This is a genomic window from Bacteroidota bacterium (assembly GCA_016194975.1).
GTDB lineage: Bacteria > Bacteroidota > Bacteroidia > Palsa-965 > Palsa-965.
Window position 1 is genome coordinate 174107 of record JACQAM010000016.1, and the last position, 13079, is coordinate 187185.

At 44.4% G+C, this 13079-nt stretch carries 11 protein-coding genes; 6 read left to right on the forward strand and 5 right to left on the reverse strand.

The features are described from left to right. Window positions 1–88 precede the first annotated feature (88 nt). From HY064_10910 to HY064_10920, 3 genes are all read left to right on the forward strand, one after another. Window positions 89–1099, forward strand: a complete 1011-nt coding sequence (locus HY064_10910) for an OmpA family protein (protein ID MBI3511164.1) — start codon at window positions 89–91, stop codon at window positions 1097–1099. 63 nt (window positions 1100–1162) lie between these two features. Continuing rightward, on the forward strand, window positions 1163–2194 hold the full coding sequence (locus tag HY064_10915; GenBank protein MBI3511165.1) for an LD-carboxypeptidase: 1032 nt from the start codon (window positions 1163–1165) through the stop codon (window positions 2192–2194). Between the two features lie 45 nt (window positions 2195–2239). Beyond that, window positions 2240–3670, forward strand: coding sequence for a T9SS type A sorting domain-containing protein (locus HY064_10920; protein ID MBI3511166.1), 1431 nt, complete (start codon window positions 2240–2242; stop codon window positions 3668–3670). A gap of 132 nt (window positions 3671–3802) precedes the next feature. On the opposite strand, the gene HY064_10925 is transcribed toward HY064_10920, so the two are convergent. The 5 genes from HY064_10925 to HY064_10945 form a co-directional block, all read right to left on the reverse strand. After that, window positions 3803–4366, reverse strand: coding sequence for an isoprenylcysteine carboxylmethyltransferase family protein (locus HY064_10925; protein MBI3511167.1), 564 nt, complete (start codon window positions 4364–4366; stop codon window positions 3803–3805). Window positions 4367–4729: 363 nt separating this feature from the next. After that, entirely contained in the window at window positions 4730–5098 is a 369-nt protein-coding gene (locus HY064_10930; GenBank protein MBI3511168.1) for a hypothetical protein, read from the reverse strand. 476 nt (window positions 5099–5574) lie between these two features. After that, window positions 5575–6945: a DNA repair protein RadA gene (gene radA, locus HY064_10935; protein MBI3511169.1), complete on the reverse strand. Its 1371-nt coding sequence runs from the start codon at window positions 6943–6945 to the stop codon at window positions 5575–5577. 266 nt (window positions 6946–7211) lie between these two features. Beyond that, window positions 7212–7709, reverse strand: a complete 498-nt coding sequence (locus HY064_10940) for a hypothetical protein (protein MBI3511170.1) — start codon at window positions 7707–7709, stop codon at window positions 7212–7214. Window positions 7710–7820: 111 nt separating this feature from the next. Continuing rightward, window positions 7821–9032: a tetratricopeptide repeat protein gene (locus tag HY064_10945; protein MBI3511171.1), complete on the reverse strand. Its 1212-nt coding sequence runs from the start codon at window positions 9030–9032 to the stop codon at window positions 7821–7823. 146 nt (window positions 9033–9178) lie between these two features. Between HY064_10945 and hemA the strand changes: the two genes are divergently transcribed. The 3 genes from hemA to hemB all read left to right on the forward strand — a co-directional run bounded on the left by hemA (window position 9179) and on the right by hemB (window position 13012). Beyond that, window positions 9179–10408, forward strand: a complete 1230-nt coding sequence (gene hemA, locus HY064_10950) for a glutamyl-tRNA reductase (protein MBI3511172.1) — start codon at window positions 9179–9181, stop codon at window positions 10406–10408. Window positions 10409–10476: 68 nt separating this feature from the next. Continuing rightward, window positions 10477–12042 carry a hydroxymethylbilane synthase gene (gene hemC / locus HY064_10955; protein MBI3511173.1) on the forward strand — a complete coding sequence of 522 codons (1566 nt, stop codon included), beginning with the start codon at window positions 10477–10479 and terminating at the stop codon, window positions 12040–12042. 1 nt (window position 12043) lies between these two features. After that, window positions 12044–13012, forward strand: coding sequence for a porphobilinogen synthase (gene hemB / locus HY064_10960; protein ID MBI3511174.1), 969 nt, complete (start codon window positions 12044–12046; stop codon window positions 13010–13012). Window positions 13013–13079: the final 67 nt, after the last annotated feature.

Here is a 13079-nt window from a genome sequence, read left to right on the forward strand (position 1 = left end):
TTAACAGTTAATAACTTGCACTCTGAAAAACGGGCTGTTTCACCGCCTGTTTTATCTTTGAAAGTTCATTCAAACCTAATCTTTTCCCATGCAGCTTCGCCACGTACTTCCCGCATTATTCATTGCCGTTTCATTCATGAACTGCGTTCCGCAGAATAAATACAATGCGGAAGTTGCGCGCCGTGAAAAAGCGGAAAGCGATCTTGCCGATACGAAAAAGAAAGCCGATGATTTCGAAAGCAAAAGCAACGAACTTGATCAGCAACTTACCGAATGCAAAAAACAACTGATGCTCCTGCAGAACGACACGCTCGGTTGCGGAATGCGGTATCGCCTGCTCAGCAGCCAGTACGATCAGCTCACTGCAAATTATGAATTGCTGCTCAAGCAGAATAAAGAACTCATGAACCGCCAGACGAGCGAAAACACGGCGCTCGTGGGAAAACTCAACATGACGCAGGAACAACTCATCGCGAAAGAAGATTCACTCAAACGAATGCAGACAAATTTGTACGCGCAGAAACATTCACTCGATTCACTCAACGCCGAACTGGCAAAACGCGAAATGCGCGTGCAGGAATTGCAGCACGCACTCGATGCAAAAGATTCCGCGATCGCAGCGATCAATAAAAAAGTGAAAGACGCACTGCTCAGCTTCGAAGGAAAAGGATTGACCGTAACGCAGAAGGACGGAAAGGTTTATGTGTCAATGGAAGATAAACTTCTTTTCGCTTCGGGTAGTACTGTAGTACAACCCGATGGAGTAAAGGCGCTCAAGTCGCTGGCGAAAGTACTTGAACAGAATTCCGATATCAACATCATGGTGGAAGGACATACGGATGATAATGCATTCCACGGAACAGGCGACATGAAAGATAACTGGGATCTGAGCGTGATGCGTGCCACGGCGGTCACAAAAATCCTTCTCGCCAATGGAAATATCGATCCGAAAAGAATTACCGCTGCAGGACGCGGAGAATTTTTTCCTGTGGATCCTGCCAAAACAGATGCAGCCCGTGCCAAGAACCGCCGCACAGAAATTATTCTTACACCAAAACTGGATGAACTTTTCAAAGTGCTGGATTCCGGTTCGCATTAATAAAAAAATAATTCACGATCGCGGGCGTCTTCGGATGCCCGTTGTTGTTTTGGAAATGATACGATGAGCAACTTCAACCGGAGAAAATTCCTGCGCAACGCGGCACTCGCTTCCGCAGCTATGCTCACCTCAAAAGCGAATGCAGAGCCGATGAAATTATTGCGCATGGATACCAGTGCAATTCTTCCACCGCGATTGAAAAAAGGAGATACCATTGCACTCACCGCGCCCGCAGGTGCGATCTTCGTGGAAGATTCCATTGACAAAGCAACAACTGCTCTCGAAGGCGCAGGATTTAAAGTGAAACATTGTCCCACACTTTACCAGAAATATGGTTACCTCGCCGGGCCGGATGATTTCCGCGCAAAAGAACTGAACGAACTTTTTGCTGATACAAGTGTGCAGGGAATAGTTGCGATGCGCGGAGGATGGGGATGCGCACGGTTGCTGAACCTGCTCGATTATGATGTGATCCGGAAAAATCCAAAAGTTTTTTCCGGCTTCAGCGATATCACAACGTTGCTACTTGCCATTTACGCGCGCACGGGTATGATCACTTTTCACGGGCCCGTTGGAAATTCCTCCTGGGGCGATTTCACTCTGAATAATTTTCTGAGCATCGTTGTAGAAGGAGAAGCATTGCTCATGCAACAACCGAAAGAAGATCCTCTAACCGTACATTCGCCGGGAACAGCAACAGGAATTTTACTCGGTGGAAATTTATCGGTGCTGTGCAGCAACATCGGTACCGGTTATTTGCCCGATCTGAATTCAGCGCTTTTATTTCTCGAAGAGACTGAAGAAGAACCGTACCAGATCGATCGCATGCTCACCCAACTTTCCATTGCGGGCACACTCATGCGCGCGAAAGGAATTATTTTCGGAAAATGTACGAAGTGCGATGCGGAAGAACCTGAAAAATCTTTTACGACGGATGAAGTGCTTCGGGAAAAATTCGCTGATTTTCTTTCACCCGTTGTGCAGAATTTCAGTTTCGGCCACGTGAAAGATAAATTCACATTCCCGGTAGGAGCGATTGCTACACTCGATACGGTGAACTCTTCTGTTCAACTGGAACATGTTTGTGTAAAATAAATTTTATAAAAAAAACGAGTAACTTTCATTTCCCAATAAAATCCCATGAAAAAAATTTTCGTCCTGTTTTCTTTTTCATTCATCATTTCATTTACAAAAGCGCAGAATGACACAGTGATCTTCACACAACTCGGGCATTTTTATTACGATACTTCGCTGCAATGGTCGGCGTACACTCCACTCATCGACAGGATGGGACGCAATTATGTTTACACGGCATCGGTTGATCTCGGCGAAGTGACGTTTGATGTGAGCAACGTGATGAACCCGATGCCCGTATGTACGCTTACTGTTGCCAATCTGAATAATCTGAAAGCAACTTATCTCGCGCAGGTGAATAATTATCTTTTTATTGCATGCGGAGGATTCCAGGGTTCAACGCAACGCGCCGGACTTTCAATTTACGATGTGACCAATCCGCTTATTCCTGTGTTGAAAGATCACTGGGATTCTTCCGCATTCACGCACGGGTGCGCGCATGTAGTAGTTTCCGGAAATTACGCGTATCTCGGTTGTATGACTGATGGTGTTGTTATTCTGAATATTTCGAACGTAAATAATATTCAATTCGTCACACGATTTCAACCTTCTCTTATTTCCTGTTCGCAAGCGAATAATTCCAGAGGACTTTTCATCAGTCACGATACATTGCTCGTCACAAATGATTGCGGTGGCCTGCGCGTGATCAGCGTTGCAAATCCCGCTGCTCCTGTAGAACTCGGCGCTTATTCAAATGCTGCAGCTTATAGCCCGGGAATGCCGGCGTACAATAAAGTTTTGCGATTGGGTGATCACGCTTATATCCCTGTTGATTATTGCGGATTCGAAATTGATAATGTGGCCAATCCTTCTGCTATTGTAAATGAAGGTGTGTGGAATCCTATTCCGTGCAATAATTTTAACTGGTTCGGCGCCGATGTTCACGCGAACGAAATTGTTTCCACTTTACCAACGGCGAATGTGATCATGTGTTCGGGTGGAGATTCACAGGTTCTTGCATTCGATCCGACACAAACTTCGCCTCCGCGGCTGATGGGTGAATGGGGAGTTCCGAATGATAGTCTTATTGCGTGGGGTGTTGATGAATACAATGGACTCGTGTGCGCCGCATACGTGCGCGACGTGATCCAGATTTTTCAACCCTATTATGGAAAGTGGGGCGGCATACAATTGCTGAACTGGACTCTTGTAACCGGGGAAAATGAAAATTATTTTCATACCGAAGAGCTCCGAATTTTCCCGAACCCGTCTTCAGCAAGTTGTACTATAGCACTACCTCAAACAATAGACGAAACATTCACGATAGACGTGATCGATGTGATGGGAAGAATAGTGAAAACGCAAACGGTGAATGCGAATGTGAACGGAAGAAATGCAACGATCGATCTTTCGGATGTATGTGCAGGCCTATACACGATACGCGTAACGGGCGCGCATGCGATGTGTGCGGGGAGAATTGTAAAAGCCGCGGATTAACGCGAATGAATTGACGATTTTAAAATTGAAGAAGCAATCAGTTAGAATCGGTGCAAGGTGTGGCAAAATCCCGTGATGGCAATGGGAAACCTGAAAACCTGCGAAGCCCTTAAAAATTGCAAGTGGTACATCTCAGTAAATACCCGGAATAATTCTCTTCGTGCGTTTCATGTAATTCCTGTAAGGATCTCCGAGCGATTCGCACAAAGCTTCTTCTTCGATTTTCATTCGATACATCAGTCCGATCAAAATCGGAATAACTATAACCGGAATTGCAACCCAACTATTGAACAACATACTCATTCCCCCGAATTCCAGCAATAATCCGAGATAGCTCGGGTGACGAAGATATTTATACATTCCCGTGTCGTGCAGCACATGATTTTTGCCGATCACCACATCCACCGTAAATTCTTTTCCGAGATGGTAAATGGCGATTAAACGAAAGATCATTCCGAAAAGTAGAATTCCCATCCCGGCGTAAATAATATTTACAAGATAATTCTGGTATTGAAAATTCCGGGCGGCAATATTTCCACCCACAATCGAGATCACGATCACGATCCAGAGCAGGGTCATGGAAGATTTATCTTTTTCGAATTTTACTTCCGACGATTTTGATTTTTTCAGGAACATCAGCAGCAGTTCAGTTCCTACGAAGAGCAGGAGAAATCCGTTGATCACATAGTGCAGCATGGAATTTAGTTTATTGAAACAGTAAGTAAGATGAAGAGTAAACGATTTTGTTACAGGAAAAATACATAAAATGAGGGAGAGCAGTCATTAGAGGATTACCATTTTAAATTGGAAGAAGTAATCCCTATTTGAACGGGTGGGCGGGAAGATACCAGTTGTGAAATTCTGCGATTTAAATAATTGGGTAGTGGCTCAGTTTGCTCTTTTCCGAATTCAACTTCGCGCCTTCGCGGTTCCTAAACCATTCTTTTATTAAACCGCAAAGACGCTAAGGCGCTAAGAATTTTCAAACTGACCCACTACCAATAATTGGCGCGATCATCTGCCGGATCTCACAAATTGTACTTCGTAAATTTTAAATCCCTAACTACCCGGCGCTTTCTTTCCTGTTTTTGCTTCGTAAAGTGCGCGCAGCAATTCATATTTCTCGCGGAGTTCATTCAATTCTTTCTGGAGCGAAGCAGCATCATCGGAGACGGAAATAAAATTCTTTTTCTTTTTAGCATAATTTGTTTGCGGAGAATGAACGAGATGATTGGAGCCGGAAGTGAAGTAGGCGAAAAAATCAAATTCAAGCGCTTTACTTAATTTCTGGAGGAGCGCGGTGTCAATGGAAGCGCGCGTGTAAATGCCGTAAATATTCTGCTTCGAAGTTTTAATTTTTCGCGCCAGTTCCGTGGGGCCAATTCTCAATTCCTTCGCTCTGGCTTTTACTTTTTCTCCAATGTGCATGCACCAAAATTACCCGACCTTCAGACAACAAATAATTTCCATTAGGTCATTTTAAATTGCCTTATAGTCTGTTTAAACTTGCCTTTTAGGAGATTTTGGCTTTAATTTGGGGAGGTAAAGTGAAAAATTGCACTGTAATGGTGCAGGGCTAATAAAAAAACATTTCTTACTCAGCAGGACCCTATCCTGTTTGTGCCCCTGCCAGAAGGTTTCCCAAAGAATATCCGGAACGGCAGGGGATTTTTATTTTACCACAACTCACTCATTTTCATTTCAAGAAATTCCTGCCATCTTATTCCTCCATCGCCCGTATCAAGCTTCTTGTTGTAATAGTCGTCTTCCTGTTTCAGATCTTCGGGGTCGTCGTAAAATGAATTTTAAACAGCCTCTTAAACTTTCAAAGAGTATTCAGCTAAAAAAATTATCGGGTATGATTCGCATATTCGTCCCGAACATGTTCGGGATAATTCGTTTCCCTACCCGAACAATCCCGCAAACACTTCCTCCATCTTTCCAACACGATTCAATTTTATTTTAAATGAATCGCTTTTTATTCCTTTATGATATTTTGAAATATAAATTTCTTTGAATCCTAATTTTTCTGCTTCGGCAATGCGCTGATCAACGCGATTGACAGGGCGAATCTCTCCGCTCAATCCTACTTCCGCCGCAAAACAAATTCCCGATGGAACCGGAATATCTGCGTTCGAAGAAAGTACGGCGCATACCACTGCAAGATCTATTCCCGGATCTTCCACGCGCAATCCTCCTGCGATATTCAGAAAAACATCTTTTGCACCGAGGCGGAATCCGCATCTTTTTTCAAGCACCGCAAGCAGCATCGATAATCTTCTTAAATCGAATCCTGTTGAAGATCGCTGCGGAGTTCCGTACGCCGCCGAACTCACGAGCGCCTGTGTTTCGATGAGCATGGGCCGCAATCCTTCCATTAAAACTGCAATGGAAATTCCGCTCACATTTTCATCGCGCGATGTAATTAAAATTTCGGAAGGATTATTCACTTCACGCAAACCACTTCCCTGCATTTCATAAATGCCGAGTTCATTTGTTGATCCGAAACGATTTTTTGTAGTGCGCAATAAACGGTAAACATGATTGCGGTCGCCTTCAAATTGCAGAACAGTGTCCACCATGTGTTCCAGAACTTTCGGCCCGGCGAGCGAACCTTCTTTGGTGATGTGGCCAATGAGAAAAACAGGAACGTTCGATTCTTTTGCGAAGCGCATCATCTCGGCCGCGCACTCGCGCACCTGCGACACACTCCCGGGCGACGATTCAATATGCGCCGTGTGTAAAGTCTGGATGGAATCGATGACGATCATCTGCGGCTCCACCTGCGCGATCTGCTGAAAAATATTCTGCGTATTTGTTTCTGTGAGAATAAAACAATCCGGGTTTTTTATTCCTATTCTTTCTGCGCGCATTTTTATTTGTTCCTCACTTTCTTCGCCCGAAACATACATCACGCGCAATCCATTCACATTCGTGGCAAGTTGTAACATGAGCGTTGATTTTCCGATGCCCGGTTCTCCACCGAATAAAACAAGTGAACCCGGAACAAGTCCGCCGCCGAGCACGCGCGAAAGTTCTTTATCGTAAATAGGAATTCTTTTTTCTTCGCCGGCAGTGATCTCCGACAGTTTCACCGGTTTAGGTATGCGTTGAGTAGAGCGCGAACCGAATCCGGATGTTTGTGTGTTGCCGCTCTTCTGTACAATTTCTTCCACGTACGTATTCCATTCTCCGCACGAAGGACATTTGCCGATCCACTTTGCAGATTGCGCTCCGCAGTTCTGGCAGAAGAAAGAAGATTTTATTTTAGCCACTTTACGATTACCGATTATTCAATTACAAATTACAGATGAAAAAATGTACCTGCGAATATAGTCAGATGTATAAATGGAAATGTAATTGTGGAAAACTGGTGATGCTTCATTTTAAAAATCGACCCGGAGAGGCGACATAGCATTAATTACGATAACTCTTTTTATCTGAGGACGGCGCGACGATAATCGAAAATCAATTATGGACGCACCAGCTGGTAATAAATGCGGATACGCCGAATGAAAATTCTTCATTAAAGAAAGAGAAATCAGAAAACCCAACCGACTGAAAATATCGGCCTGATATGAAACATCTGCCTGTTGCTGTTCACCGTGAACATGGCATCTGCTTCGGCATCAAAAACAAAATGATTGGTGATCTTCATCTGCGGACGAAGTTCCATCACAAGCGGAAAGAAAATTCCACCCGAAACAATTCCATTCCTGCTGATCCCCATTGTAAGGCCCGCCCCGGAGAGCAGCATCGGCTCTCCTTCTTTGCCTCTGATCCGCGTAAAAAATCCAAGTTCGGGAAGAGCCGTCACATTTGTTCCTCTTCGGTCATTCGTGATGGTCACTGATGTGCGCAGTTCTGCGCGGAACCTGTAGTTCGTTTCAAAACGTGCGCCACTTGAATCGCGTACTACTTTTACCGGGTTCCAGCGAACGGAAACCATATTGCTGAGCGGGTAAATGCTCACACCTATTTGAGCATGCGCGAGTGAAAAAATAAAAATAAAAATGAAGAGGAGAAAAAACGTTTTCATTACGTTGGAAATTTTTGCGTGATGAAATTAAGAATTAATAACCCGGCAAAGGACGACGATCCGTGTTAAAGAAAGAAAATTTTGTAAGTGGTGCAAATTCCCGCGCAGCCGCTACTCTGTGTTAATGCCATCTTCCTTCGATAGGATAATGAGTTGCGCATTTTTCAGTTTTCTTCTCAGTGTAAAAATAATTCCGAAAAAAATCAGTGCAAAGAGCGTTCCGCCGGCAATGATCCACGTATCCTGTTCTAATCTCATGGCAGAAAATTTCCGGTCGAAATCCGCTTTCTGTTTCTGAAGAAGATCTTTTTCTTTCCGGTCGTTGTCCCATTTTTCCGTGATGGAATTCAATGCAGAAGTATTTTCGTCGTTGAAAAGAGAATCGCTCAGTTCTTTGAAGCGCACCTGGTAAACATAAGCTTCCTCGAAATTTTTTTTCGCGATGTAGTCTTTCGAAAGATCATCATACAATTCGCGCAGCGCTTCGAGGTAGCTAATGGAGCGCCCGATGTTTTCTGCTTTGAAATGCCATTCGAGCGCATGGGTAATATCGTGTTGCTCGCGGAAAACATTTCCAATGTTCATCGCGTTATCGGTCATGCTCATTTTATCATCGAGCGCTTCACTGATCTTCCATGCTGTTGTGAATTGTTCCATTGCCGCAGCGAAATTTTCTCTTCCGTCAAAAACAACGCCGAGATTATTGCACGCTTCTGCAAGCACGGTGCTGTCCTGCGCGCGCACAGCCGCATCGCGTGCACGCAACGCATACGTGAGGCCGTCTTTGTAATTTTTTTCCGCAAGATAAATGGAACAGATATCGAGATAAACGATCGGAATTTTTTTCTCATCGCCAATGGAAGAAAGCATTTCTGACGCATGCTGGTAATTATCCAATGCTATAGAATCACTGCCTTCATCGCTGAATACATTGCCAAGATTGATGTAACTGAAAGCGACACCTTGTTTATCACCGATCATTTCACGGATGTTGAGCGCGCTGAAATGTGCACTCGCCGCCTGCGCATATTCGCCTTTGCGGTAATGGATCACGCCGATCGTATTGTAAGCATCAGCATCGCCTTTATCGAAATTCAGTTTCACCGCCAGCATTTGTGCTTTCATTGCAAGTTGCATGGCAGAATCAGGAGCGCTGCTTCGAAGGAGCCATGCAAGTTTATTGAGATGCACAACTTTACTTGTATCCTCGGCGTCTTTGAGAATAAGTCTGCCGAGACTGTCATTCACGTGTTGCGCATACAGATGTGCACACATGAGAAAGATCAGTTCTGCACAGAAAATATTTCTGAAAAAAGATTTCATCGGGCACAAAAGTACAATAGTGCAAAGCAAATAGTCGGTAATTTTTCTAAAACGGATAAATTGGCATGACTATGCTCATCTCCTCTTAAATTGACATTAATCTGACAATGCAGGATCATAGTTTCGGGACATTTGTAACGGTAATCATGAATACACATATCATTGCTATTACGCACAGAAATTTCAGCCCCGGGGAGATCGGGGCATTTCATCTTGGGGACGATCGTCGCGTCCAGGTATTGAATGAACTGAAAATAGTTCTCGGCATTCAGGAATTATTGTATCTCTCCACCTGCAATCGCGTGGAATTTATTTTTATTTCAGAGCAGGAAGTGAATGAAAAGTTTGTCCGGAAATTTTTCACTGCGTTCCCTGTTAAAACCGTTTCATTAACCACACGTGCTATTTCATCGGCCGAAATTTATTCCGGTGATGAAGCCCTCCGCCATATTTTCTCCGTCGCTTCTTCCATCGATTCGATGGTGGTGGGTGAACGCGAGATCATCACTCAGGTAAGAAATGCATTTGAAGAAGCGAAAGATTCCGGAATTTCCGGCGATTCGATCCGGTTACTCATTGGCAAAACCATTGAGACTGCTAAAAAAGTTTATACCGATACGGCCATCGCACGCAATCCTGTTTCTGTTGTTTCACTCGCTTACCGTAAAATGCGCGAACTGAAAGTGAATCTCGATTCGCGGTTCATTCTCATCGGAAGTGGTGTTACGAATACGGCAATGGCGCGTTACCTGAAAAAACACGGCTACTCGAAATTCGTGATCTTCAATCGCACATTAGAAAATGCGGCGAAACTTGCAGAAGAAATTTCTGCCGAATCGTTTTCGCTGAATGATATTTTCAATTACAAAAAAGGTTTCGATGTGATCGTTACTTGCACTGCTTCGAATGATGTGGTGATTACGCGCGAGATCTATCACGCACTGAACAATGGCGAAACCGCGAAGAAATTAGTTATTGATCTTGCTGTTCCTAACGATCTTGATCCGCGCATCACTGAAGATTACCAGGTGAATCTCATTGCTGTGAATAATCTGCAGCAGGTTGCAAAAGAAAATCTGGAGGAGCGCGGGAAAGAAATGGAAAATTGCCGGGGCATCATTGAAGAAAGTATTCTTGAATTTCACCGGGAAATGCGGCAGCGTCAGGTGGAGATCGCTATGGCGGCTGTTCCTCAGAAGGTAAAAGAGATTCGCGATACCGCTGTGAATTCCGTTTTTGCAAAAGAGATCGCGCAACTCGATGAGGAATCGAAAAAAATACTCGAACAGGTTCTGAACTACGTGGAGAAAAAATATGTAAGTGTTCCGATGAAAATGGCGAGAGAGATACTTATTGAAGAAACTGAAAATAAATAAAAAAGAAAAAAACAAATCCCAAATTCCAAATTTTGTTTTTGGAATTTGGGATTTTATATTTTTGAGATTTGAAACGAAAAATAATTATTGCCTCTCGTGGAAGTGAACTTGCTTTGTGGCAGGCAAATTTTGTGCGCGATGAATTGAAGAAGACCGGTGTCGATTCAGAAATAAAAATCTATAAAACACAGGGCGATGTTGTGCAGGATATCGGTTTCGATAAAATGGAAGGGAAAGGATTTTTCACAAAAGAGATCGAAGATGCATTATTGAAAAAAGAAGCCGATCTCGCTGTCCATTCACATAAAGATCTTCCAACAGCATCTGCTTCCGGGCTTAAAGTCGCCGCCGTTTCTTATCGTGAAGATCCGGAAGAATTACTGCTGATCAGGAAAGAAGCATTCGATGTAAAAAGAAAATTTCATTTTAAAAAAAATGCAACCGTCGGCACTTCTTCTGCAAGAAGAAAAGCGCAATTGCTTGCATTCCGCCCCGATGTTCAATTGAAAGATCTGCGCGGAAATGTTCCCACGCGATTGAATAAACTCAAAGAAGGAAAATACGATGCGATCTTACTCGCTGCTGCCGGCGTAGAACGATTGAAGCTGGACCTCGGAGATCTTGTGGTTGAAAAACCGGCATCGAACGAATTCGTTCCTGCACCTGCGCAGGGCGTGCTCGCATTGCAAACGCGCGCGGATGATGCAGGACTCATAGTGATGCTTGAAAAAATAAATCATCCCGATGTTGCCGAATGCATTGAAGTGGAACGGAAAATTCTTGAACTCTTCGAAGGCGGGTGCCACATGCCGCTCGGCGCTTATTGTGTGAAGGAAGAAGAAACTTTCCGCATCTGGACCGCTATGGCCGAAGAATGGAATACACCGCTGAAAGTTTTATTTACTGAAACAACAAAGCCGGGAACCATTGCAGAAAAAATTGTTGCGAAACTGAAAAACATACGGACGGGAAAAATATTTATTTCGCGTGATCAGCGCGAAGATGATTTTTTCTTTCAGGTGTTGTGTGCGAACGGTTGTTCTGTCGAAGGGAAAGCACTGGTCGAATTCAGGAGGGTGGAAATAAAAAAACTTCCGGAAACCGACTGGATATTTTTTTCAAGCAAACAGGCGGTGTGGAATTTTTTCAAACAGGTGCAAATGAAACCCGGAACGAAGATCGGTGCGGTGGGAAAAGCAACTTCGGAAGAATTGCGTCGTTTCAACCTGCGCGCCGATTTCATTGGAGGGGGAAACGATACGAGAAGTACGGCGCGTCAATTTGCAGCAGCAGCGGGAAGAAGTAAAGTTCTTTTTCCACAGGCGAAAGGAAGTGTGCGTTCTATTCAGCAACAAATGCCGGCTGCACAAGTGATCGATCTCATCGTGTATGAAACCATAAAACGCCCGGCAGATAATATTTCTCCCGCAGATGTTCTCGTTTTCACCAGCCCGTCAAACGTGGAAGCGTATCTCGAAAAAAATAAGATCAGCAAGGAACAGAAGATCGTTGCCATGGGTCATGCAACCGCGACCACACTGAAAGAAAAAAATTTCCATTCCTTTTATTCTCCGGCTTCCTTCGACGATGCAGGACTTACCCAATCTGTTTTCAACGCTTTATCTGAAAAATAAAATGAACCAGCGACCACGACGCACCAGAAAAAATTCCATCATCAGGGAACTCGTTGCTGAAACACGCCTCAGCAGGGAACAATTCATCTATCCCTATTTCGTTACGCACGGAAAAAAAATAAAGCACGGCATTGATGCTATGCCGGGAATAAATCATTTTTCCATCGACCTGCTTTTGAAAGACGTGGAAGCGGGAATGAAAAACGGGATCAATAAAATTCTCCTCTTCGGTGTTGGCGAGAAAAAGACGAAAGACGGAAGTTCGGCGCATCACGATCATTCCATAGTTGCAGATGCGGTGCGCGAACTGAAAAAAAATTTCGGTCAAGATATTTACGTCATCACGGATGTATGCGTGTGCGCGTACACGACTCACGGCCATTGCGGAATTCTTCATGACGGTTATGTCGAGAATGATCCCTCAGTAGAATTACTTTCGAAGATGGCACTCGCGCATGCACAGGCGGGTGCGGATATGGTCGCGCCTTCCGACATGATGGATGGGCGCGTGGGCGCGATCCGGAAAAAATTAGATGAGAATAAATTCGTGAATACGGCGATCATGTCTTACGCTGCAAAATTTGCTTCAGCGTATTATGGCCCGTTCCGTGAAGCTGCTGATTCATCTCCGCAATCCGGTGACAGGAAATCCTATCAAATGGATCCGCGAAACGGAAATGAAGCTTTGCGTGAAGCATTGCTCGACGCGGATGAAGGTGCTGATATCATTATGGTAAAACCGGCACTCGCTTATCTCGATGTCATTCGCCGTGTTAAAGAAAAAATTCTTCTTCCCGTTGCGTGCTACAATGTTTCGGGCGAATACAGCATGGTAAAAGCGGCCGCAGCGAAAGGATGGATCGATGAACAGAAAACAGTGATGGAAAACATGACGGCCTTTGCGCGCGCAGGAGCAGACATCATCATCACCTATCACGCGAGAGATATTGTGGAGAAGGAATGGATTTGACCACGTGTGATGTCGGGTGGCACCACGCGTGATGTCGGGTGTTATCACGCGTGGTGTCGGGTGTTAT

Bases quoted from the DNA above. Each gene is read 5' to 3' on its own strand.
- HY064_10920 (MBI3511166.1), top strand. From the start codon at position 2,240: ATGAAAAAAATTTTCGTCCTGTTTTCTTTTTCATTCATCATTTCATTT.
- HY064_10910 (MBI3511164.1), top strand. From the start codon at position 89: ATGCAGCTTCGCCACGTACTTCCCGCATTATTCATTGCCGTTTCATTC.
- HY064_10925 (MBI3511167.1), bottom strand. From the start codon at position 4,366: ATGCTGCACTATGTGATCAACGGATTTCTCCTGCTCTTCGTAGGAACT.
- hemB (MBI3511174.1), top strand. From the start codon at position 12,044: ATGAACCAGCGACCACGACGCACCAGAAAAAATTCCATCATCAGGGAA.
- HY064_10915 (MBI3511165.1), top strand. From the start codon at position 1,163: ATGAGCAACTTCAACCGGAGAAAATTCCTGCGCAACGCGGCACTCGCT.
- HY064_10945 (MBI3511171.1), bottom strand. From the start codon at position 9,032: ATGAAATCTTTTTTCAGAAATATTTTCTGTGCAGAACTGATCTTTCTC.
- hemA (MBI3511172.1), top strand. From the start codon at position 9,179: ATGAATACACATATCATTGCTATTACGCACAGAAATTTCAGCCCCGGG.
- HY064_10940 (MBI3511170.1), bottom strand. From the start codon at position 7,709: ATGAAAACGTTTTTTCTCCTCTTCATTTTTATTTTTATTTTTTCACTC.
- HY064_10930 (MBI3511168.1), bottom strand. From the start codon at position 5,098: ATGCACATTGGAGAAAAAGTAAAAGCCAGAGCGAAGGAATTGAGAATT.